This window comes from Bacillus sp. BPN334 (assembly GCF_008368885.1).
Lineage (GTDB): Bacteria > Bacillota > Bacilli > Bacillales > Bacillaceae_G > Bacillus_A > Bacillus_A wiedmannii.
Map to the genome: position 1 here is coordinate 218978 of NZ_QOZW01000006.1, position 22586 is coordinate 241563.

The 22586-nt window shown below is 35.7% G+C and carries 29 protein-coding genes and 2 pseudogenes; 20 read left to right on the plus strand and 11 right to left on the minus strand.

All coding sequences use genetic code 11. The features are described from left to right. The first annotated feature begins 345 nt into the window (after nucleotides 1-345). The 12 genes from gcvT to DN393_RS08115 all read left to right on the plus strand — a co-directional run bounded on the left by gcvT (nucleotide 346) and on the right by DN393_RS08115 (nucleotide 9405). Nucleotides 346-1446 carry a glycine cleavage system aminomethyltransferase GcvT gene (gene gcvT / locus DN393_RS08055; RefSeq protein WP_000631766.1) on the plus strand — a complete coding sequence of 367 codons (1101 nt, stop codon included), beginning with the start codon at nucleotides 346-348 and terminating at the stop codon, nucleotides 1444-1446. Between the two features lie 20 nt (nucleotides 1447-1466). Further along, complete coding sequence (gene gcvPA, locus DN393_RS08060; RefSeq protein ID WP_000903245.1) at nucleotides 1467-2810, plus strand: aminomethyl-transferring glycine dehydrogenase subunit 1; 1344 nt, start codon at nucleotides 1467-1469, stop codon at nucleotides 2808-2810. Next, nucleotides 2807-4282: an aminomethyl-transferring glycine dehydrogenase subunit 2 gene (gene gcvPB / locus DN393_RS08065; protein WP_000795689.1), complete on the plus strand. Its 1476-nt coding sequence runs from the start codon at nucleotides 2807-2809 to the stop codon at nucleotides 4280-4282. Before gcvPA ends, gcvPB begins: the two co-directional genes overlap by 4 nt. Nucleotides 4283-4575: 293 nt before the next feature. Then, entirely contained in the window at nucleotides 4576-4779 is a 204-nt protein-coding gene (locus tag DN393_RS08075) for a DUF3929 family protein (RefSeq protein WP_000639160.1), read from the plus strand. A 70-nt stretch (nucleotides 4780-4849) separates the two neighbouring features. Further along, nucleotides 4850-5041 (plus strand): hypothetical protein, encoded by a 192-nt coding sequence (locus DN393_RS08080; RefSeq protein WP_000535935.1) that lies wholly within the window; start codon nucleotides 4850-4852, stop codon nucleotides 5039-5041. Between the two features lie 118 nt (nucleotides 5042-5159). Next, on the plus strand, nucleotides 5160-5534 hold the full coding sequence (locus tag DN393_RS08085; RefSeq protein WP_001021362.1) for a GntR family transcriptional regulator: 375 nt from the start codon (nucleotides 5160-5162) through the stop codon (nucleotides 5532-5534). A gap of 3 nt (nucleotides 5535-5537) precedes the next feature. Beyond that, nucleotides 5538-6410 (plus strand): ABC transporter ATP-binding protein, encoded by an 873-nt coding sequence (locus tag DN393_RS08090; RefSeq protein ID WP_088048118.1) that lies wholly within the window; start codon nucleotides 5538-5540, stop codon nucleotides 6408-6410. Beyond that, the gene (locus DN393_RS08095) at nucleotides 6391-7059 is read left to right on the plus strand and encodes an ABC-2 transporter permease (RefSeq protein ID WP_002143120.1); all 669 of its coding nucleotides are present in this window, start codon (nucleotides 6391-6393) and stop codon (nucleotides 7057-7059) included. The genes DN393_RS08090 and DN393_RS08095 overlap by 20 nt, the downstream gene beginning before the upstream one ends. 15 nt (nucleotides 7060-7074) lie before the next feature. Continuing rightward, entirely contained in the window at nucleotides 7075-7707 is a 633-nt protein-coding gene (locus DN393_RS08100) for an ABC-2 transporter permease (protein ID WP_088048119.1), read from the plus strand. A gap of 31 nt (nucleotides 7708-7738) precedes the next feature. Continuing rightward, nucleotides 7739-8362 carry an ABC-2 transporter permease gene (locus tag DN393_RS08105; protein ID WP_088048120.1) on the plus strand — a complete coding sequence of 208 codons (624 nt, stop codon included), beginning with the start codon at nucleotides 7739-7741 and terminating at the stop codon, nucleotides 8360-8362. A gap of 13 nt (nucleotides 8363-8375) precedes the next feature. Next, nucleotides 8376-8969: an ABC-2 transporter permease gene (locus tag DN393_RS08110; RefSeq protein ID WP_088048121.1), complete on the plus strand. Its 594-nt coding sequence runs from the start codon at nucleotides 8376-8378 to the stop codon at nucleotides 8967-8969. Between the two features lie 250 nt (nucleotides 8970-9219). Further along, on the plus strand, nucleotides 9220-9405 hold the full coding sequence (locus DN393_RS08115) for a hypothetical protein (protein ID WP_142289408.1): 186 nt from the start codon (nucleotides 9220-9222) through the stop codon (nucleotides 9403-9405). Nucleotides 9406-9421: 16 nt separating this feature from the next. Here the strand turns inward: DN393_RS08115 and DN393_RS08120 are convergent, their stop codons facing one another. The 5 genes from DN393_RS08120 to DN393_RS08140 all read right to left on the minus strand — a co-directional run bounded on the left by DN393_RS08120 (nucleotide 9422) and on the right by DN393_RS08140 (nucleotide 12072). Further along, complete coding sequence (locus DN393_RS08120; RefSeq protein WP_064474817.1) at nucleotides 9422-9679, minus strand: DUF3975 family protein; 258 nt, start codon at nucleotides 9677-9679, stop codon at nucleotides 9422-9424. A gap of 15 nt (nucleotides 9680-9694) precedes the next feature. Beyond that, on the minus strand, nucleotides 9695-10009 hold the full coding sequence (locus DN393_RS08125; RefSeq protein ID WP_046956356.1) for a DMT family transporter: 315 nt from the start codon (nucleotides 10007-10009) through the stop codon (nucleotides 9695-9697). Between the two features lies 1 nt (nucleotide 10010). After that, nucleotides 10011-10343 carry a DMT family transporter gene (locus DN393_RS08130; RefSeq protein WP_000312344.1) on the minus strand — a complete coding sequence of 111 codons (333 nt, stop codon included), beginning with the start codon at nucleotides 10341-10343 and terminating at the stop codon, nucleotides 10011-10013. 71 nt (nucleotides 10344-10414) lie between these two features. Next, nucleotides 10415-10996, minus strand: coding sequence for a TetR/AcrR family transcriptional regulator (locus DN393_RS08135; RefSeq protein WP_142289409.1), 582 nt, complete (start codon nucleotides 10994-10996; stop codon nucleotides 10415-10417). A gap of 98 nt (nucleotides 10997-11094) precedes the next feature. Further along, complete coding sequence (locus tag DN393_RS08140) at nucleotides 11095-12072, minus strand: LacI family DNA-binding transcriptional regulator (RefSeq protein ID WP_064474818.1); 978 nt, start codon at nucleotides 12070-12072, stop codon at nucleotides 11095-11097. A gap of 318 nt (nucleotides 12073-12390) precedes the next feature. On the opposite strand from DN393_RS08140, the gene DN393_RS08145 reads away from it, so the two are divergent. Then, nucleotides 12391-12927 carry a DNA polymerase III subunit delta gene (locus DN393_RS08145; protein ID WP_142289412.1) on the plus strand — a complete coding sequence of 179 codons (537 nt, stop codon included), beginning with the start codon at nucleotides 12391-12393 and terminating at the stop codon, nucleotides 12925-12927. A 39-nt stretch (nucleotides 12928-12966) separates the two neighbouring features. Here DN393_RS08145 and DN393_RS08150 read toward each other — a convergent pair whose 3' ends face one another. Continuing rightward, nucleotides 12967-13350: a rhodanese-like domain-containing protein gene (locus DN393_RS08150; protein ID WP_000108656.1), complete on the minus strand. Its 384-nt coding sequence runs from the start codon at nucleotides 13348-13350 to the stop codon at nucleotides 12967-12969. Nucleotides 13351-13520: 170 nt separating this feature from the next. Between DN393_RS08150 and DN393_RS08155 the strand changes: the two genes are divergently transcribed. After that, nucleotides 13521-14357: a lipoate--protein ligase family protein gene (locus tag DN393_RS08155; RefSeq protein WP_000514071.1), complete on the plus strand. Its 837-nt coding sequence runs from the start codon at nucleotides 13521-13523 to the stop codon at nucleotides 14355-14357. A gap of 27 nt (nucleotides 14358-14384) precedes the next feature. On the opposite strand, the gene DN393_RS08160 is transcribed toward DN393_RS08155, so the two are convergent. From DN393_RS08160 to DN393_RS08170, 3 genes and pseudogenes are all read right to left on the minus strand, one after another. Further along, nucleotides 14385-15224, minus strand: a complete 840-nt coding sequence (locus tag DN393_RS08160) for a hypothetical protein (protein WP_088048125.1) — start codon at nucleotides 15222-15224, stop codon at nucleotides 14385-14387. Nucleotides 15225-15424: 200 nt separating this feature from the next. After that, nucleotides 15425-16096, minus strand: a pseudogene (locus tag DN393_RS08165) (DUF1129 domain-containing protein). Nucleotides 16097-16101: 5 nt separating this feature from the next. Next, complete coding sequence (locus tag DN393_RS08170) at nucleotides 16102-16419, minus strand: PadR family transcriptional regulator (RefSeq protein ID WP_149173439.1); 318 nt, start codon at nucleotides 16417-16419, stop codon at nucleotides 16102-16104. 156 nt (nucleotides 16420-16575) lie between these two features. Between DN393_RS08170 and splB the strand changes: the two are divergent. The 3 genes and pseudogenes from splB (at nucleotide 16576) to DN393_RS08185 (ending at nucleotide 18892) form a co-directional block, all read left to right on the plus strand. Next, nucleotides 16576-17602: pseudogene (gene splB / locus DN393_RS08175) on the plus strand (spore photoproduct lyase). A gap of 144 nt (nucleotides 17603-17746) precedes the next feature. Then, nucleotides 17747-18175, plus strand: coding sequence for a transcriptional regulator MntR (gene mntR / locus DN393_RS08180; RefSeq protein WP_001143071.1), 429 nt, complete (start codon nucleotides 17747-17749; stop codon nucleotides 18173-18175). Between the two features lie 54 nt (nucleotides 18176-18229). Continuing rightward, entirely contained in the window at nucleotides 18230-18892 is a 663-nt protein-coding gene (locus tag DN393_RS08185; RefSeq protein WP_149173440.1) for an HAD family hydrolase, read from the plus strand. On the opposite strand, the gene DN393_RS08190 is transcribed toward DN393_RS08185, so the two are convergent. Continuing rightward, the gene (locus tag DN393_RS08190; protein ID WP_001014467.1) at nucleotides 18889-19290 is read right to left on the minus strand and encodes an SA1362 family protein; all 402 of its coding nucleotides are present in this window, start codon (nucleotides 19288-19290) and stop codon (nucleotides 18889-18891) included. The genes DN393_RS08185 and DN393_RS08190 overlap by 4 nt on opposite strands. A 79-nt stretch (nucleotides 19291-19369) precedes the next feature. Next, nucleotides 19370-20290: a DUF1385 domain-containing protein gene (locus DN393_RS08195; protein WP_000807116.1), complete on the minus strand. Its 921-nt coding sequence runs from the start codon at nucleotides 20288-20290 to the stop codon at nucleotides 19370-19372. A 244-nt stretch (nucleotides 20291-20534) separates the two neighbouring features. Here DN393_RS08195 and DN393_RS08200 point away from each other — a divergent pair, with 244 nt between their 5' ends. From DN393_RS08200 to pepQ, 3 genes are read left to right on the plus strand one after another with little or no spacing between them, the layout of a single operon-like run. After that, nucleotides 20535-21023, plus strand: a complete 489-nt coding sequence (locus tag DN393_RS08200) for a YqhR family membrane protein (protein WP_142289410.1) — start codon at nucleotides 20535-20537, stop codon at nucleotides 21021-21023. Between the two features lie 52 nt (nucleotides 21024-21075). After that, on the plus strand, nucleotides 21076-21516 hold the full coding sequence (gene aroQ / locus DN393_RS08205) for a type II 3-dehydroquinate dehydratase (protein ID WP_000757087.1): 441 nt from the start codon (nucleotides 21076-21078) through the stop codon (nucleotides 21514-21516). 4 nt (nucleotides 21517-21520) lie between these two features. Then, on the plus strand, nucleotides 21521-22582 hold the full coding sequence (gene pepQ / locus DN393_RS08210) for a Xaa-Pro dipeptidase (RefSeq protein ID WP_064474823.1): 1062 nt from the start codon (nucleotides 21521-21523) through the stop codon (nucleotides 22580-22582). The last annotated feature ends 4 nt before the right edge of the window (nucleotides 22583-22586 follow it).

Consider the following 22586-nt stretch of genomic DNA (forward strand, 5'->3'; position numbering starts at 1 on the left):
TTTATTATATAAGCCTTGTAATAAGGCGCTATTACACATACTGAAAGTTAAAGAATAGGCAAAGATAAAGGGTTGAATTTTGAAAGTTGTATTTAATAAGATTAAGAATGAAAAATTCTAAATTATTTTTTATGCTAGAATATTGATGAAATATAGCGAATAATGTTAGGATAATGGTGTGAAATGTGTGGAATCTTTCGTATTTTATCCAAGAAAGTGATTTTTTATTTACGCTTTCATAAAAAAATATAATGAGATTCCGTATATCCTATCTTTTCAGAGTGAAAATGTTTAGATATGGCGAGCAACTTTTATTGATTTGTCAAAGCATAAGGGGGAGAGAGCATGATTACATTACAACGTACACCGTTATTTGATGTATACGCGAAGTATGGTGGAAAAACAATCGACTTCGGTGGTTGGGAATTACCAGTTCAATTTTCAAGCATTAAAGAAGAACATGAAGCTGTACGTACGGCTGCAGGTTTGTTCGATGTATCTCATATGGGAGAAGTTGAGGTAAAAGGTGTAGATAGTTTAGCATTTTTACAACGTGTTGTTACAAATGACGTTTCTACTTTAAAAGTAGGAGGCGCACAATATACAGCTATGTGCTACGAAAATGGTGGTACAGTAGATGATTTATTAATCTACAAACGTGGTGAAGAAGACTATTTATTAGTAATCAATGCATCAAATATCGAGAAAGATTACGAATGGTTAGCTAGCCATGTAATTGGCGATGCGACAGTAGTCAATGTTTCTAGTGAAGTTGCACAGCTTGCAATTCAAGGTCCAAAAGCAGAAGGCATTTTACAAAAAGTTGTGTCAGAAGATTTGAAAGAAATTAAGTTCTTTAAATTTAAAAACGATATTCTTGTAGATGGAATTCCAGCACTTGTATCTCGTACAGGTTACACAGGTGAAGATGGATTTGAAATTTACTGTAAGAGTGAAGATGCTGCAAAACTTTGGGAGAAACTTCTTGAAGTTGGAGCAGAAGAAGGCTTAAAAGCATGTGGTTTAGGTGCTCGTGATACACTTCGATTCGAAGCAACATTACCACTTTATGGTCAAGAATTATCAAAAGATATTACACCGATTGAAGCTGGCATTGGCTTTGCGGTAAAACCAAATAAAGAAGCAGACTTCTTTGGAAAAGAAACGTTAAAAGAGCAAAAAGAAAACGGTGCGCCTCGTAAGTTAGTCGGCATCGAAGTAATCGAGCGTGGAATTCCTCGTACACATTACCCTGTATTTATTGGAGAAGAAAAAATCGGGGAAGTAACGAGTGGTACACAATCTCCAACGTTAAAGAAAAGCATTGGTTTAGCACTAATTGATGTAAAATACGCAGCAGTTGATACAGAAGTAGAAATTGAAATTCGTAATAAACGCGTCAAAGCAGTAGTTGTTCCAACACCATTTTATAAACGTTCAAAGTAACGGGGAGAGGGGTAGATTTCATGTTGCATCGTTATCTTCCAATGACAGAAGAAGACAAAAAAGAAATGTTACAAACGATCGGCGTTCAAACGATCGATGAGTTATTCTCTGATATTCCAGAGAGTGTTCGTTTTAAAGGGGATTTAAAAATTAAAGAAGCAAAATCAGAGCCAGAGCTGCTAAAAGAGTTAACTCAAATGGCTAGTAAAAATGCTAACTTAAAAGAGTACGCTTCTTTCTTAGGAGCAGGCGTATATGATCATTACGCTCCAGTAATTGTAGATCACGTTATCTCTCGCTCAGAATTTTATACAGCTTACACGCCATACCAACCAGAAATTTCACAAGGGGAATTACAAGCAATCTTTGAATTCCAAACAATGATTTGTGAATTAACAGGAATGGATGTAGCAAACTCTTCTATGTACGATGGAGGTACAGCTTTAGCTGAAGCGGCAATGCTAGCAGCTGGCCATACTCGTAAAAAGAAAATTCTTGTATCTAGTGCAGTTCATCCAGAATCAAGAGCAGTACTTGAAACGTATGCAAAAGGTCAACATCTTGAAGTTGTTGAAATTAATCATAAAGATGGTGTAACAGATTTAGACGTATTACAAAGTGAAGTAGATGATACAGTTGCTTGTGTAATCGTTCAATATCCAAACTTCTTCGGACAAGTTGAAAAATTAGCTGATATTGAAAAAATCGTTCATCAACAAAAATCATTATTTATCGTTTCTTCAAATCCATTATCATTAGGCGCATTAACACCACCAGGAAAATTTGGTGCTGATATTGTAATCGGTGATGCACAACCATTTGGTATTCCAACGCAGTTTGGTGGACCACACTGTGGTTACTTTGCAACAACGAAAGCATTTATGCGTAAAATTCCAGGACGTCTTGTTGGACAAACTGTAGATTCAGATGGTAAACGTGGGTTTGTATTAACGTTACAAGCACGTGAACAGCATATTCGCCGTGACAAAGCGACGTCTAACATTTGTTCAAATCAAGCGTTAAATGCATTAGCAGCATCAGTTGCAATGACGGCACTTGGTAAACAAGGTGTGAAAGAAATGGCACGTCAAAATATTTCTAAAGCACAATATGCAAAACGTCAATTTGAAGCGCAAGGCTTCACAGTTACATTTGCTGGACCATTCTTCAATGAGTTTGTTGTAGATTGCAAGCGTCCAGTGAAAGAAGTAAACGATGCATTATTACAAAAGAATATTATCGGCGGTTACGATCTAGGCCGTGATTATAAAGAGCATGAAAACCATATGCTTGTAGCAGTAACTGAGCTTCGTACAAAAGAGGAAATTGACACACTTGTAAACGAAATGGGGGCTATCCAATGAAGAACCAAGACCAAGCACTTATCTTTGAAGTGAGTAAAGAAGGACGCATAGGATATAGCCTACCAAAATTAGATGTAGAAGAAGTGAAACTAGAGGATGTGTTTGAGAGCGATTATATTCGAGTAGAAGATGCTGAGCTACCAGAAGTATCTGAACTTGACATTATGCGCCACTATACAGCACTTTCAAACCGTAACCACGGTGTAGATTCTGGATTCTATCCACTTGGATCTTGTACGATGAAATATAATCCGAAAATTAATGAGAATGTAGCTCGTTTCGCAGGATTTGCAAATATTCATCCATTACAAGATGAAAAGACAGTACAAGGTGCAATGGAATTAATGTACGACTTACAAGAGCATTTAATTGAAATTACAGGTATGGATACTGTTACATTACAACCAGCAGCTGGTGCACACGGAGAATGGACAGGCTTAATGTTAATTCGTGCATACCATGAAGCAAATGGTGACTTTAACCGTACGAAAGTAATTGTTCCTGACTCTGCTCACGGCACGAATCCAGCATCTGCAACTGTAGCTGGTTTTGAAACAATTACAGTAAAATCAAATGAACATGGTCTTGTTGACTTAGAAGATTTAAAACGTGTTGTAAACGAAGAAACAGCAGCACTTATGTTAACAAATCCTAATACATTAGGTCTATTCGAAGAAAATATTTTAGAAATGGCAGAAATCGTCCATAACGCAGGCGGTAAATTATACTATGATGGTGCAAACTTAAATGCGGTATTAAGCCAGGCGCGCCCAGGAGATATGGGATTTGACGTTGTGCATTTAAACCTTCATAAAACATTTACAGGTCCTCACGGCGGCGGTGGCCCAGGTTCTGGTCCAGTAGGTGTGAAAGCAGATTTAATTCCGTACTTACCAAAACCAATTTTAGAGAAAACAGAAAATGGCTATCACTTTAACTATGATCGTCCAGAAGCAATTGGGCGCGTAAAACCATTCTATGGTAACTTCGGAATTAACGTTCGTGCATACACATACATTCGTTCTATGGGTCCAGATGGACTACGTGCAGTAACGGAGTATGCGGTATTAAATGCGAACTATATGATGAGAAGATTAGCACCATTCTATGATCTTCCGTTCGATAGACATTGTAAGCATGAGTTTGTATTATCAGGTCGTCGTCAAAAGAAACTTGGTGTACGTACATTAGATATCGCAAAACGCCTGCTTGATTTCGGTTACCATCCACCAACAATTTACTTCCCATTAAATGTGGAAGAATGTATTATGATTGAGCCGACAGAAACAGAATCAAAAGAAACATTAGACGGTTTTATTGATAAGATGATTCAAATTGCTAAAGAAGTAGAAGAAAATCCAGAAGTTGTACAAGAAGCGCCACATACAACGGTAATTAAACGTTTGGATGAAACATTGGCTGCTCGTAAACCAGTTTTACGTTATGAAAAGTTAGCTCCTGTACAAGTTTGATTAGCATAACAAAGGAAGAACTCGCTATATGCGGGTTCTTTTTTTTGTATGGAGAATTTGTGCAGAATTAGTGAAGAAAATGTTAAAAGTTTATATTTTTTGTTTCATAATGGTGTAAAGAAGCAGTTTTATAGGTGATTTTGTTGAAAAAGTCAGTTTGATAAAAGTATTTATTTTTGTTAGAATTTTATTGAAATTAAGAAGATGTAATGAGATAGGAATGACTCATTTTTATGTATATGTGAAAAAACGAGCAAGCTGGGGGTGAAAATGTGGGATATCGGTGTTATAGAATGATATACCATTTAGAAAACGGAAAAACGATTAAAGATGTAAAAGAATTTTGTTATCGAGATCAAGGAAAAGTACTAGAAAGAGTAGCACATCGTGTAATGGATAATAGAGAAGTGACGGCAATTGATAAGCAAGGAACAATCATTTCAATAGCATGTGAGGACATTGTAAAGGTGGAACTTGATTACATAACAGAAAGTTAACCTTGAGTCATATCGAATTATTCGATACAATATACTGTTGAATGGTGACGAGAGAAGAGAGGAGTTTATTATGGGTAGTACAAGACACTTTTATATGTTTATCTTAGCGTTTGTTCTTGTTGTAGCATTAACGATTTATTTAATTGTTGATAGCACTTGGTACAATACAGTTCATCCGGCGTTCCTTCTGTTTATGTATGTAGGAATTGCGGTAGTGAGTTTTGGAATGAGAGATGAGATGTTAGATCGCTTTGAAAAGTGATACATATACGAAAGATCAACAGGAAAATGTTGGTCTTTTTTTCTTGCCAAAAATAGGATGGTGTGTATATACTGTATATATAAGGTATATACAGTATATACACACACTGGAGGAAAACATGAATATTATTATTTCGAATTCTTCCCAAGACCCTATTTATGTGCAAATAAGAAAACAATTAAGCCAGCTTATTTTAAATGGTGGTTTAAAGGGTGGAGACCAATTACCGTCTATTCGTAGCTTAGCGAAGGAATTACAAGTTAGTGTAATTACAACGAAGCGTGCGTACGAGGAGCTTGAAAAAGAAGGATATATAGAAACTGTTGCTGGGAAGGGGACTTATGTTTCACGTAAAAATAATGAACTACTAAAAGAACAGCGGCTACGTCTATTGGAAAGTAAAGCGGAAGAGGTTGTAAATGAAAGTAAAGCGTTGCAGCTTTCACTTGAAGATTTACAGCAGATGATTGCGTGTTTATATGAGGGGGAATAAGAGATGTTAGAGCTAAAAAACGTTTGTAAAAGTCATCAAGATTTTGCAGTGAAAAATATAAGTTTTACGTTACCACGCGGATATATTATGGGATTTGTCGGACCGAATGGAGCAGGGAAAAGTACGACGATCAAAATGATTATGAATTTAATTAGAAAAGATAGCGGTGATATAAAAATTTTTGGCAAGGACAATAAAAAAGCCGAGAAGGAAATAAAACAAAATATCGGTTTTGTATATGATGAAAATCATTACTACGAAGATTTAACGTGTGAACAAATGAAACGTATTATTGCACCGCTATATAAAAAGTGGGACGAAGAGCAGTATCAATCGTATATGCATCGATTGCAAGTTCCGAAGTATAAAAAAATTAAAGAATTATCAAAAGGGATGAAAATGAAATTTGCGATTGCAATCGCACTTTCACACCACGCGGAGTTTATTATTATGGACGAACCAACGGCAGGATTAGATCCGGTTGTTCGAAGTGAATTGCTTGATATGTTGCAAGAAATTGTAATGGAAGATGAAGTATCTGTATTATTATCAACACACATTACAACAGACTTAGAGCGCATCGCGGATTATATTACGTTCATAAATGATGGAGAAATTATATTTACTGGTGAGAAAGATGAATTAATGGAGAACTACGTAATTGTAAAAGGAAGTAATGATTTATTAGATAGAGAAGGAAAAGAATTATTTGTTGGATTACGAAAAAATAAATTTGGTTTCGAAGGTTTAGCAAAGGATAAGCAAGCAATTATCGATTGGTTTGGAAATGAGGTTGTACTAGAAAAACCAACATTAGACGATATCATCGTTTACACCGCGAAAGGGAGAGGTCCCTATGCGTCAGCTCATATATAAAGATTTGTTCTTTTTTAGGGTAACGTGGTTAGTGAATCTAATTGTGCCTCTTGTATTATTTATGTTAGATCCAAGTGGTGAATTGTTATTTTCGATGAGTTGTCTATTTATAACTCTTTCTTCCGTTATGACGTTAACTTTTATGGATGAAAGGAATAACAGTGACATTATTATAAATAGTTTACCGGTAAGCCGAAAGGATATCATAATTGCTAGATATGTTTCCAGTGCAATATTTATTGTTGGTGGCATACTCTCTACGATGTTAGTTGTTTTTCTTGTAAGAGGCATTGTGGTCATTGGTGATATCGGTACCTATCATCCGAATCTATACATTGAAATTCCGTGGTATGAAGTAATAAATGGAGCTGTTTATGCCGTATTTTTTGTTGTAACATTCTTTCCTAGTTATTATGTTACAAGGTCAAAGATAGCACGAAGTATAGTGTCAGGAGCATCAATGGTAGTTGGTGGAATTGCTTGGATATTCATAGGAGATGGATTGGATGAAACAACACCTTCATTCATTGAGTGGATTATGAATCCAGTGCATATCGGTGTATTTATAGTTGGAGGAATTATATTAGCTAGTGTCTATATCGCTTCTATGTTTCTTACAATTAAAATTTATGAAACGCGTGATTTATAGAGAGGGGGAATTCATATGCAACAGTTGATTTTGAAGGAGTTTTTCTTACAGAAGAAGATGTTTCCTTTCTATTTTTTAATACCTATTTTATCCGTTTTTAGAAATTCCGTAGAACCGATGGGGATTGCAATAGGATTATTTATAACATGTAGTACGATTATATATATTTCTTTTTATTATGACGAGAAAAGTAAAACAGAAAAAGTATTAGTGAGTTTGCCTATAACGAGAAAAGAGATAGTTATAGCTAAATATATTTCAAGCTCATTATTTATTATGGCTGGTTTGAGTACAACTTTTATAGTCGTAATATTAGGAAATATTTTATTGAACAGAGACATAGCTATTCCTGGATATGCAATATTTTCAGCAATAGTAGCAACTTTAATTTATTGTGTAGTAACGATACCTACTAATTACATTGGAGGATACAAAGCTATTACTGTCTTGAATGTGATTATGATTTTTCCTTTAATGGGTATGATTGGCCTTATGTGCAATATTTTTGGTGATGAAATAATCATGCTAAAAGTACTTCAATCTGAAGATGCTACATTATCAATGAGTATTCTTGGTATCGGAGTGTTAGTAAGTATAGTCATATCAATGTTTCTCTCAATGAAAATGTTTCAGGAGGCAGAGTTATAGAAGGAGCATTTTCATATTAGGAGGGTAAAACATGATCAAGCAATTAGTCTTAAAAGATATGATGTTGCAAAGAAAGTTAGGGTTTGCGTATTTAATATGTTTGTTTTTTCTTGCTATTGTTGATTTTCGTAGTGATAGTTTTCTGATGACATTTAGCATGTTTATACCTGTTCTTGGAATCATGCTGTTAATGAGTTATGAGAATAAAAATAAAAGTGAAATGCTAGTAAATAGTTTACCGTTACAACGTAAAGAAATTGTCATAGCAAAATACATATTTGTAAGTATTTTAGTTGCTTTAGGTGGGATTTTCTCACTTGTAGTTGGTTTAATCCAGTTACAAAATGAACATATAACTGTATTTATGCTATGGGGAGAGATTCTTGGCGGAATAACGGGAGGATTGGTTTATAGCATGATTGTACTCCCAATCGAATTTTCAGTAGGATATAGCAGTGCAAAACAAATTGCTCCGTTCGCCGGAATTGCATTTGGGTATTTAAGTGGACTGATTGTAAGTAACGTATGGTTAGATGTAGAGAATGCTTGGAACACGAGTCTAGTCGTAAATATTTGTTTTATAGCAGGACTCCTTCTTTTATATGTTATGTCTATGTTTTTCTCAATTCATTTGTACAATGAACGTGATTTATAAGGAGGGAGCGATCGTGAAGCAACTTATAATAAAAGACTTTATCGTGCAATGGAAGTATTTAATATGGCACTTAATGTATCCTCTTTTCTTGTATATGACATTAATAGATATTAAAAGTTTTTACATGATTATGTCAGCTATAATTCCAGTAATAGCAATTTTAAAAACATTTAATGACGATAAAAAATATAATAGTGAAGTAATAGTAAATAGTTTACCGCTAGCGAGAAAGGAAATCGTATTAGCTAAATACATAATGGCACTTATTATTTTTATTATAAGTATGATAGTGTCTAGTCCTGTAGTAATCAATCGATTTGAAGATGGAACTTTTGAATTTATAACGACAACAGTAATTATGATTTCTGGCTTTGTTTTTATATATTTAAGCATTGTTTTACCGATATTGTTTTGGTTTGGCTATAAAAAAGCTTCTTTAATTACGCTATTCATACTAATAGCACCGACAGCAATTGGTACTATGTTCTTTGAAGTCAGCATGGAACAAATTCAATTATATAACAGCGTGTTATTCGTTAGTTCAATATGCATGTTTATAATATCTATCTTCGTTTCAGTGAAATTGTATGAGAAAAGAGAATTTTAAAAGGTGCCTTATATAAGGCACCTTCTTCAATAACGACAATATGAAAGTAAGAGTTTATAAACAGAGAGGCTATTCGGTACAACATCTTTTGGAGTATGTAATATAAAGCTGAAAACGATAACGAGAATGAGAAAGAGGAAAAATAAAAATAGGATCTGCTTATGTATAGAATTTTGCATATTATTCACTCCTTTTTTAGGTAGTATGTCCAAAAGAAAGGAGTGTATGAAAAATTTTAGGAGGGAGAATGATGAACAAAAGAAAATGGTTATATAGAATAGGAGTACTTTTATTTTCAATCGGTCTCATATTAGCAAATTTTTACTCAGATATACCATCACCATTTCCTAATTTGCATAAAGGAATTGGTGTAAGTATTGTTATAATTGGTCTTCTTTGTCTTATCGCATCAAACTTCTACAGGAAGTCTGAATGAATATAAAAAAGGACAGTTACTCTTTTTCAGAAGTAATGTCCTTTTTAAATAATTTATTCCATAGTTTGGCGATACTCCATATAATGACGATTGCAATGGAGGCAATAACTGACCAAGCAATAGATGCAATTTCAAGTGCCATGCTAGGAAGGAAGGTAAGAATGGATACTACTTTATGAAACAACCATTCTATTATATGAAAACTGATTTGTAATAGAATGACAATTCCAAGTGTAATCCATGCTAACATTTGTTTTCCTTTTTCTTTCCACATGACATTCACCTCACGTTAGCTTAATAGTTTTAAGCCAACAGCGCCGCATAGAATGCAACTTAAGAAGGCAAGACGACGCCAATCCGCTGATTCGCGGAAAATAAGAATACCTAGAAGTGCACTTCCCGCAGTTCCGATTCCAGTCCAAATCGCGTAAGCAGTTCCCATCGGTAACGTGTTCATCGCAAGGGATAAGAAGAAGAAACTTACGCCGAAGTTAGCGATTAAAATAACTTTTGGTGCCCAGCCTTTCTTTTCAGTGGCTACTTTCATAAAGAGTACACCAATAATTTCACAAATACCAGCTAGAATTAAAAATAACCAAGCCATTTTATGCGGCCTCCTTCGCTTCTTTTTCTTCTGTTACTCGTTTTAGCCCAATTACTCCGAAGAAGATTAAACCAATTAATAGAACTTTTACAATAGAGAAAGGTTCTCCGAAGACGAAAATCTCTGTAAGAACGATCCCACCAGCTCCAATTCCTGTAAAGACTGCGTATACAGTGCCGACAGGTAAATCTTTATAAGCTCTAAATAATAAGACGAAACTAATTGTAATTAATAACGCAACACCAGCCCATTCGAGTGGTGCCTCCGCTTTTTTAAGTCCAATCACCCAAAAGATTTCAATAATACCAGCTATGATTACATAAATCCATGCCATATGTCATTTCTCCTTCCTACCAGTCGTTAGGTAAAGGGCTTAAAAACGACGCATTGCAAAGGAGCAATCCGTCAGTTTGAAAGACCTCGCCAAAATACTTGCCAAGAGGCGTTTAAACGAGTCCCAAAGCGATTTAAACCTGCAAATAGTAGTTCAACCATAAGTCCGTCCAGTAAGCATAGAAAAGCTTCTAGAGCGTCTTTTACTTCAATGTTATGCAGTTCACTTTGCTCGTTTGCCTGTTTAAATATAGGGAATAAAAGTTTTCCGACGTTTTCAATGTGTGCATTCGCTTTTTCGATAATTTGTACGCGGAATGCATCAGGCGGAAAATAGGAAGTTCGTAACCAAAACATTGATTCTTCACTTTCACCAAATCGTTTTGCGTAGCCCTTTAGTAACTGTAAGAGCAATTCTTCAGTAGACGAATTTGAAAATTTTTCGATATCGTCTGTGAAGCTCTGTAAATCTTTTTGAAGAGCGGATTCTAAGCATATAAAATATAGCTCTTCTTTTCCTTTAAAGTGTGCGTAAATCGATGGTTTTTTAATCCCGACTTCTTGAGCAATATTTGCCAATGAAGTTCCTTCATAGCCGTAGCGTGCGAAATGAGAAAGTGCTACAGCTTTAATGCGGTTTGCTGTCATTTTCATCCCCTACCTACCGTTCGTTAGGTTCATTATATGAGATGGGAAATATAAAGTCAATAGGTGAAGAGCTGAAAAAGAGCGCTATAGGTAACGCTCTTTTTTCAGACAGTATCTCGCTCAATTAAATGGAATGAAAGCTCTTCTGCATTCCCGGCAATTTGCTCGCTTTGGATTTGTTTATGGAATAAAGAAAAAGCATGTGAGCCCATTGTAAGGCCGGGATGCTCAATTGTTGAAATTTCTAACGCCTTTGAAATTTCATGATTATCAAATCCAAGGATAGCAAGTTCTTCAGGGACTCGAATACTATGCTTTCGCGCCTCTGTTAATAAACCAGCTGCAACTTGATCGTTCGCTGTAAAAATAGCGGTTGGGCGATTTTTCATGTTTAAAATGCGATGAAGTATTTTTGCACCATCCTGCATCGTATAGCATTGATGAAAAATCCAATCTGGATGTACCGTTTTACCTTCGTTATGAAGCGTATCAGCAAATGCTTTTTCGCGCTCCATAGAATTTGCACTCGTTTTTCTTGCTAAACAGATTCCGATTTTTTCATGGCCTTTACTGAGTAAATAGGCAGTGCCGAGACGGAAGCCTTCATAGTGATCTACGTAGACGGATGAAATGAGGGGATGCTTCATCTTTTCACATGAAATAATAGGGGCAAATTTTGCGAAAGGTTCAATTTGTTCCCAAGAACTCGTTCGAGAGCAAATAATCATTCCATCGAATTGTTTCATTTTCATCATTTCAAGAACACGAATCTCTTCGAGGCTATCGTAATTTGTTTGACATAAATTAATGTGATATCCAGCTGCTAACGCTTCGTTTCCGATTCCTTCAATAATGGTACTGAAGTATGGAAGATTAATGAAGGGGAGCATAACCCCGATTGTATATGTTTTTCCCTTTATTAAATGAATAGCATTTATATTTTTTGCATAGTTCAATTCTTCAACAGCATCTAGAACACGCTTACGTTTTTCTTCTTTTACGTAAGGGTGATTATTAAGGACGCGGGAAACAGTTGATATGGATACACCAGCGGTTTTTGCAATTTGTTTTATATTGGCCATATGTATCACCTCTTTCCTTTATTATAAAGGGAAAATAATAAGAATGAAAAAATCTTGACCTGAAAAGCTTTTCACAAACTATGTTATAAGTAAGGCTTCTTTTTATTCGCGTAACCTTTTTATTTGGGCGTAAGAATGATAGGGGGCTTTTTTGCGTCTATAAAAGAAGTTTTGTCAAAATGTGTGAGAATAACGTGGAAAGTTTTCAAAGGGGGAGTTTGTTAATGAAGCGAATATGAATAGCATATAAACACTTCATTCATAAAGATAGCGGTATGAAAGGGCGGAAACAAATTGAAAAAAAGAATCATTTGTTTCGTGTTTTCTAGTCTAGTGCTAAGTTCATGTTCGTTTCAGCAAACGATGCAAGAAGAAAAAAACTTTGTGGGAACAACAGGGGGAGCTATGGATCGTGTTACGGCTCCTATTCCACTAAAGGAGCTTCCGAAATATTTTCCAGTGAAATTTAAAGTTCCGGCGTTTTTACCGTATGACATTACGAGTGATGTGAAGGGGGAAGTCAGAACGATTGGGAAGAAGAACGCTGTCTTAATGATTAAATATAAACAGCAGGAGCCAGATAGAAATGAGTATATTGAGTTAAATGTTGCAAACTTTCCTTATAGTTTTCCGGATCTCGTGGAAGAGAAGCGATTCCAAGAACAAATGAAATTGAATAGTGGAGCATTCGCTTATTTTAAAAATAAGGATGACTCTGGGCGAGGAGATGAATTCGCTACGCTTATTTGGAAAGAGAAAGGACTTGAATATCAGCTGCTGTATCGTAATGTGCAAGAGAATGATAAAGATGTGATTAAGCAAAATTTAGTATACATTGCGAATAATATGGAATGAAAAAACTAGCTGAATGATTCAGCTAGTTTTTGTATGTTATTATTTCTTTTTAATTTTTCCAGTCCACGTTTTGAATCCACCTTGTAATTGGTAGAAATCTTTGTAGCCTTGTTTCTTTAAGTATTGAGCTGCACGACCAGTACGGAATCCGCTTTGGCAGTATAAGTAAACTGGTTGATCTTTGCGAAGTTCTTTATGACGAAGGCGAATTTGTGATAATGGAATGTTACGTGCGCCTAAAATATGTCCTGCAGTATATTCGTCTGCTTCGCGAATATCGATAAGCTGTGCTTTGCGGTAGCCAGCGCGAAACTCTTCTTCTGAAAGTGTTTTAATTAATTTTCTCTGATAGAAATACATCCATACAGTGTAGCCGATGAACGCTACGATTACGGCTAATAAAATAATCCAAGTTGTTGACACGGTTCTATCGCTCCCTTTTTTCTTATCCTACTTTCAATATTATAATGCCCGTATGTATTTATGCAACAGATTCATTTGCATATAAGAAGAAATTTCGTATTCTTTCACAAATTTTGTCGAATTTGGTAGACTAGAGAATGTGAAAAATAATTGGTTATATGAGGTGCAGGATGGGAAAAGAAAAATGGTGTTATATTAACTCTGGTCAATGTTCACCGGCATTTAATATGGCGTTAGATGAATGTTTATTAAATTGGCAAAGTGAAAAGAAAATGCCACCAACCATTCGTTTTTATGAATGGGAAGTACCAACATTAACAGTTGGGTATTTCCAGCGTGTTGAAAAAGATATTAATATGGATGTAGTTAACGAAAAGAAATATGGATTCGTTCGTCGTCAAACAGGCGGCAGGGGTGTACTACATGATAAAGAATTAACGTACAGTGTTATTGTGTCTGAAGATCATCCAAATATGCCAAAAACAGTTACAGAAGCGTATCGTATTATTTCGCAAGGTTTATTAGACGGTTTTAAGGCATTAGGATTAGAAGCATATTATGCAGTTCCAAAAACAGAAGCAGACCGTGAAAATTTAAAAAATCCACGTTCAGGAGTATGCTTTGATGCACCGTCTTGGTATGAAATTGTAGTAGAAGGAAGAAAAATCGCAGGTAGTGCTCAAACACGTCAAAAAGGTGTGATTTTACAGCACGGATCGATTCCGTTAGAAATAGATTTAGATGAATTATACGATCTGTTTTTATTCCCGAATGAACGTGTAAAAGAGCGTATGAAGAGTATGTTCTCTTCTAAAGCGGTAGCAATTAATGAATTAACAGACCGTACGTTTACAATCGAACAGTTAATTAAAGCGTTTGAGGTTGGGTTTGAAAAAGGATTAGATGTAGAGCTTGTTCCGTATGAATTAACAGAAGAACAGTTACATGAAGTGCAAACATTAGCAAAAGAGAAGTATGAAAGTAAGGAATGGAATTATAAAAAATAAGAGGTGGCAATTGCCACCTCTTATTTTTTATAGTAAATTAAGTACTTTTTCTACTTTGATTCCTTTATCTTGTAAAGAACGAAGGCGATTTACAACGTCCATAATTTCTTTGTCAAATGTAACGCTAATACCTTGGCTTTGTAGTTCTTTTTTTAAGCTTTCAATAGAATCATCTATGTCGATGCCAAGCTCGTAATCTTGACAAACTTCAATTGTCTTTTTCACAAGTTTAACATAATTTTCTTGTAGTTTTGTATTTGTTTCAGTCAAAGCAGGTTGCTTCGGTTTTGCAGGAGCGACCGGTGCTGTCTCTTGCTTTGTAACTGGAGTTGGTGCTGCTTTTTTCACAGGTGCTGGAGTAGATAGTTCCACAGCTGCTTCTACACTTACTGGCTTCGGTGTCGGTACCGGAGTAGGTTTAGGTGCTGCAGGTGTTTCTACTCGCGTAACAGGTTTTGGAGCAGGTGCAACTGCTTTTGGAGCTTCTACAACTACTTCTTTTTTCGGAGTAGCTTCTACAACAGTTTCTTCTTGCTCAGCAGCTTCTTTATTCTCTTTGCTCCACATAACGCGTTCAACTTCTAGAGAAACATTATTTTTGTTCATCGCTGTTAATGTAACTTTACCAACTTCAGCGTTCCCAGTGAAATCAACAATTTTATAAATAACACTCTTGTTCCAATCCACGTTTCCGCTCAAAAATAATTCTTCGTTACATTTCGGCGTTAAGCCCTCGATTTTAATTTCTGCGTTTACACCGTTTTCACTATATACCATAATTAGCGAAGCATTTACATCTTCGTCTGCTAACATTAGTTCACGTACCATTTTGCCGGTGCGTACTTGCGTTTTCTTCTTAACTGACATTTAATTTCTCCTCTCAAAAATTCAGTAATAATAAAAAAATCGTATAACGAAAAATAATTGCTCACGAAGATTTATGATACCGATAATAAAAGCATCACGTCAACAATTAACTTTAATTATTTTGCATTTTTCTTATTTTCTTTATGAAATTTTTCAATTTGTAAAATTAGACAGAAGAAAAACAGCCTTTTGAAAGGCTGTTAAAAATTTGATTTTTTGTATAGTAATTTATATAAAATAAAAAATAAGATAGCGATTAAGGCGTTTTGCCAAAAGGTTAGATGATAAATAAGGTAAGGTTATTTTCTAAAATAAATATTTACGAATATAGCTGAACAAAATGGAGTAGCAAAAGCGAGCCCGAATAGAATTCGTCTTTTCCAATTTATTTTTTGATCAAAGGAGTAACGCTTTAATAAATATAAAATAAGCAGTATTCCTAGAATAATGAGTGAAACAGACAAAATAGTTCCAGGGATACTAAAAGCTGGGGTGAATTGTTCTACATTATTTTCAAAGATTAAAATGAAAAAGGAAACAATTGCATCGATTCCAAACTGTATAGCAAGAAGTAAGCTAATAACAAAACCGATTAAAGAAGTTTTTTCTAATTTTGTTTGGACAGGCAAAGCTGATATAAGTTCATCGCAATAAGATTGTAAATCATTACCGAAAATGTCGTAAGCACTTTTATTTTCTGCTTGTGCTTCGATAAGATGGTCTAATATTTCTAATAAAAGTTCTTCTACTTGATGTTCGGGTACATTAGATAATCGAAGATATACTAGCATATCGCCATAAGCAGTTTCGTTTTCGGAAGTTAGAAGCTCACGTTTTTTATTATTCAATTCAATCATGTCTTGTGCATTCATCCCTATCACTCCCCTTGTAATAAATTGTTCACCGTAGTTGAAACCATTCCCCAACTTTGTTTAAACTCTTCAAGCTGCTCTAATCCTTTGTCGGTTACGTGATAATATTTTCGCTTTGGACCGAGTGAGGAAGCTTTTAATGCTCCTTCAATCAATTTTTCTTTTTGCATACGTAACAATAACGGATATATGCTTCCTTCACTTACGAATGTAAATCCGTGTTTATTTAATTTTGTACTCAGTTCATATCCGTACACTTCTTCTTGTGAAATGATGTATAGGATGCAACCTTCGAGCACACCTTTTAACATTTGGCTGTGCATGATTTCACCACCTTTTACTCAGGTAACTTGCGTTGCAAGGTAGCTGTTATCCAAATTATAACATTCAGTAACTTGCAACGCAAGTTACTGAAGTGGAAAACTTTAATGAGTGTTAATTCTTCATCGTTTCCCATACTAACGAGAGGAGGGAAGCATATGAAACCATTTATGCCAAAACTCGTTTACTTTGAACCGAAGGCACTCGAATATCCGCTTGGAAAAGAGCTGTATGAGAAGTTTACGAAGATGGGATTAGAAATTCGTGAAATGACATCCCATAATCAAATTAGAAATTTGCCAGGTGAAAATGATTTGCAAAAGTATCGTAATGCAAAGGCAACACTTGTCGTTGGGGTGAGGAAAACATTAAAGTTTGATACGTCAAAACCGTCAGCTGAATATGCAATCCCGCTCGCAACGGGGTGTATGGGACATTGTCATTATTGCTATTTGCAAACGACACTTGGGAGTAAGCCTTACGTTCGCGTGTATGTCAATCTTGATGAAATATTTGAGAAGGCAAAGCAGTATATGGATGAAAGAGCACCAGAAATAACAAGGTTTGAAGCGGCTTGTACATCAGATATTGTTGGAATTGATCATTTAACACATGCATTAAAGCGGGCGATTGAATTCATTGGAGAAAGTGAGCATGGGCGTTTACGTTTCGTTACGAAATATTCGCACGTTGATCATTTATTAGATGCAAAACATAATGGGAAAACTCGTTTTCGATTTAGTATTAATTCACGGTATGTAATCAAAAATTTTGAGCCGGGGACATCACCTTTTGAAGAACGAATTGAAGCGGCTCGTAAAGTAGCAGGTGCGGGTTATCCACTTGGGTTTATAGTTGCACCACTTTAATATTCATGAAGGATGGGAAGAAGGATATCGTGAACTATTTGAGCGACTGTACAATGCGCTAAAAGATTTGTCGATACCGAATTTAACATTTGAATTAATTCAACATCGCTTTACAAAACCAGCAAAAAAGGTCATTCAAGAGCGTTATCCGAATACGAAGCTTGAAATGGATGAAGAGAAGCGCAAATATAAATGGGGACGATATGGCATCGGGAAATACGTATATAAAAAAGATGATGCAGAAGTATTGGAAGAAACGATTAGAGGATATATTCATCACTTTTTTCCTAACGCAGAAATTCAATATTTTACATGAAAAGAACTTGTATTGGAATGCAAGTTCTTTTTTCTTTTAAATATTTAGGCTTGTTTTCAACTTGTCACGTTATTCTTTCTGGTGTATCATTTTATTGATTGCTTCGTACGGAATGAGCAAAATGAAATTGGATGGAGGAAACCGATGCCTACCCCTAGTATGGAAGATTATATTGAACAAATTTATTTGTTGATTGATGAAAAGGGTTATGCCCGCGTATCTGATATTGCTGAAGCGCTGAGTGTACATCCATCCTCTGTAACGAAAATGGTGCAAAAATTAGACAAAGATGAATATCTAATTTATGAAAAATATAGAGGGCTTGTATTAACATCAAAAGGTAAAAAAATCGGAGAACGTCTCGTATATCGTCATGACTTGCTAGAGCAATTTATGCGTATTATCGGTTTGGATGAAAGTAAAATTTACAATGATGTAGAAGGAATTGAACATCATTTAAGTTGGGAAGCAATTGACCGCATTGGTGATCTAGTGCAATATTTTGAACAAGATGAGGTTCGAGTGGAAACACTTCGTGGCGTTCAAAAAGCAAATGAAGAGAAAAGTAATTAAGGGGGAACGTATGTCGTTTCCTTTTTTATTTCAACCGAAAAGGATGGGGAAATTATGAAAGCAATTATTTTTGATTTTGATGGATTAATTGTAGACACAGAAACAATATGGTTTCACTCTTTCAGAGACGCTGTTCGTGAGTACGGTGGGGAGTTACCTTTAACGGAATTTGCGAAATGTATTGGAACGACAGACGATGTGCTTTACGCATATTTAAATGAGCAATTAAAAGAGAAGTTTAACAAGGATGCATTAAAAGAAAAAGTGAAAACTTTACATAAAGAGAAAATGAAAATACCAGAAGCTCGTGACGGGGTAAAAGAATATTTAGAGGAAGCGAAAGAAATGGGATTGAAAATCGCATTAGCTTCCAGTTCATCTAGAGAATGGGTTACTTCTTTTTTGGAAGAGCTACAAATTCGAGATTATTTTGAAGTCATTAAAACAAGGGAAGATGTTGAGAAGGTAAAACCGGATCCAGCACTTTATCGAATTGCGATAGAAGATTTAAGAATTGATCCGTCTGAAGCTGTTGTATTTGAAGACTCGTTAAACGGATTAAAAGCAGCGATTGCAGCAGGATTAAAGTGCGTTGTTGTACCTAATGATGTGACAAGGAATTTACCATTTGAAAATCATCACCTTCGAATTGAAAGTATGAAAGATAAAAGTTTGAAAGAAGTACTGCAAAATATAAAGAAAGACCGTATTTCCTAAAAGGAAGCACGGTCTTTCTTTTTGTTTTTTTTACCTTCAATGACAGTTAAATGAGATTGTTTTCTTTTTCGCTTCAAAGTGGAAGGAGCGCCTTTCTTACCTTTGTCATTAGAAGCGTTGGATTTCAAGAAAGAATTGCTTAGGGGTGCTACATTTTGTTTCCCATGTTTGCGGTTCGATTGTTTCGCTGCACGCTTATAAGAGCTTTGCGAATTTGCAGAACCACTAGAATTTGTAAACATCTTGTATAGCAAATAAAAGATACCGACAACAAGTAACATGTACCCGATATTTCTTAATACACCCATTGGATTTGTAATGACAGATGAAACAAGGCCGAATATTGCTAATCCGATAATAAGCATAACTATAGCGAATGTAAACGAACGACCGTTCATAAGGGACACCTCCTAAAAACATATATTAAAATTAGTATATTAACGATGAGGAAAGGAGTTGAACACCAATTTTAAATAATTATTGTTTGTTTTCTAAACGTAATAATTCTTCAAACGATGCAATGGCTACTTCCACTTGATCATCTGTTGGTTCTTTCGTTGTTAACAGTTGCAGCCATAATCCGGGATATCCAAGTATGCGTAATACTGGAATATCGCGTAATCGATTTGTAAATTGTAACACTTCGAAAGAAATGCCGAGAACGACTGGAATTAATAAAATTCGGTTTACGACTCTGGCCCAAAGTGGATCTGTAGGGACAAGGAAATAAACAAACATTCCAATAATGACTGTAAATATAATAAAGCTACTGCCACAGCGATAATGAAGGCGAGTTTGTTTTTGCACATTTTCTACAGTCATTGGAAGGTTATTCTCATAGGCATTAATTACTTTATGCTCCGCACCATGGTACTGAAATACCCGCTTAATAAGTGGGGTTAAAGAAATAAAGTATATATAGCTCAATAATAGCATGAGCTTAATGACACTTTCGACAATGATTTGCCCTGTATGAGAGGGGAAAATCGGTCTCGTTAATTCAGCTAGTAGTGCAGGAACTGCTGTGAAAATGACTTTACCAAATATGAAAGATAAAACACCAACTGCTGCAACTCCTAATACCATCGTTAATTTCGATTGTTCTTCTTTGTTATTTGCGATTTGTTCGTCTTCTTCTGGGTGGACATCAAATCGTTCTGAAGCAAAGTTTAAATGTTTTGCTCCATTCGCACTTGCATCCACAATAGCGGCAATCCCTCGTAAAAATGGAATTTTTTTCAGGATAGATAATGCTTTATTACGAACGCGTGGTAATCGATAAAATTCAATCGATTTATCTTTACGACGAACCGCTGTAACAGTATATTCTCTACCGCCAAACATAACTCCTTCTATGACTGCTTGCCCGCCATATATTTGTTTTGACTCTTCTGCCATGTTAACACCAACCTGTATTTGTTTCTCTCTTATGTAGAAAAAGAGGCAATTGTCATACTGGGTTCTGTCGTTTTGAAATAAGACAATCACCGAGTTTCCTTTATTTTATCGACAAATACAAGTATATGACAAGGAAAAATGTTACGAGAGTCGGACATTTCTTATTCTTTTTATAGACAAATTTCGCAGTATTTAAACATGGTTCAAAATAGTTTCGGGCATACTATTGAGCGGAGGTGTCGATGTGAGTCAAGAACAATTAGGAACAAGGAATTTTGTACAAATTGGTTTATTTGGTGGAATCTTTTGGGGGGGGATATGGTATTTCCTTCATATATTTTCATTTACGGAAGCGGGACCGAACTATTTACTTTTACCATTTGCCTTTGGAAGCTGGAAAGAAGGGGTATGGGGCAATGTGTCAGGAATTGTTTGTATGGGACTACTTTCGATTTTAATTGCCTTTTTGTATAAAGCGTTTTTGGCAAAGTTTGAAGGAATTCTTCCAGGGATGATTTATGGGCTATTTTGGTGGGCGTTACTATTTTTCGGAATGGGGTTAATAGCGCCTGCTATTAAAAGCGCACTCCATTTACCGAAAGAAACACTTGTGACGACGATATGTATTTTTATATTGTATGGTGTGTTTATTGCATACTCTGTTTCTTACGCAGTAAATACCAATAAGGCCGAGCAAGAAGGGGAAGAGAAGACGAACTATTCAAACAAGTAACTCCTATGTTAAAATGTTGTATAGATATTTAATATTAAGGAGTTTTAAGCATATGAAAAAGGTACTCCTCGTAAACGGTCCTAACCTAAATCGCCTCGGTGTCAGAGAGGTAAATGTATATGGAAAGGGCACGCTAGCGACACTTGAAGCAGATATGAAGCAAGAAGCAGAAACAATGGGAGTGGAGTTAGAATGTTTCCAATCGAATCATGAAGGTGCGATTATCGATCGTATTCATGAGGCGGAAGATATATATGAAGGGATCATTTTAAATCCTGGAGCATTTACGCATTATAGCTATGCGATTCGAGATGCAATTGCGAGCATTTCGATTCCTGTTATTGAAGTACATATTTCTAACATTCATCAGCGTGAGTCGTTCCGTCATGAATCTGTGACGGCAGCTGTTTGTGCGGGACAAATTGTTGGATTTGGTTTTTATGGCTATAAGTTAGCGTTATTTGCATTAATGGAGAAATTGAGGGAGGCATAAAGTAATGGAGAAAATCGAAAGAGTAAGAAGCGCATTTGATGAGGCTGGTATTGACGGTATTTTGTTAACAAATGAACATAGTCGTAGATATATGGCAAACTTCACAGGAACAGCTGGTGTTGTACTGATTTCGAAAAAACGTGCTCAATTTATTACAGATTTCCGCTATGTAGAGCAGGCTAGTAAACAAGCGGTTGGATACGAGATTGTACAGCATGCAGGATTAATCATTGATGAAGTTGCAAAGCAAGTGAAGGAACTGGGAATTCAAAAGCTTGGCTTTGAGCAAGATACTCTTACATATAGTTCTTATTCAACACATAAAGAAGCGATCGATGCTGAATTTATCCCAACTTCTGGGCTTGTAGAAAAGTTACGCTTGATAAAGACTGATTCAGAGATTAAGATATTAAAGGAAGCTGCACAGATTGCAGATGCTGCCTTTGAACATATTCTATCATTCATTCGCCCGGGAGTATCTGAAATTGAAGTGTCAAATGAACTTGAATTTTTCATGAGAAAACAAGGAGCAACATCTTCTTCGTTTGATATTATCGTTGCTTCAGGTCTTCGTTCGGCATTACCGCACGGCGTGGCATCTGAAAAAGTGATAGAAACAGGAGATTTCGTTACATTAGACTTCGGCGCTTATTATAAAGGATATTGCTCTGATATTACTCGTACGATTGCAGTTGGTGAACCATCTGATAAATTAAAAGAAATTTATAATATCGTTTTAGAAGCACAACTACGTGGTGTGAACGGTATTAAAGCTGGTTTAACAGGCCGTGAAGCGGATGCGTTAACGCGCGATTACATAACTGAAAAAGGATATGGTGAATACTTCGGACACTCTACTGGTCATGGAATTGGTCTTGAAATCCATGAAGCACCAGGTTTAGCGTTCCGTTCTGATACAGTACTTGAACCAGGAATGGCTGTAACAGTAGAACCAGGTATTTATATTCCAGGTATTGGCGGCGTACGTATTGAAGATGATATCATTGTAACAAGTGAAGGTAATGAAGTAATTACGAAATCACCAAAAGAACTTATTATTTTGTAATATA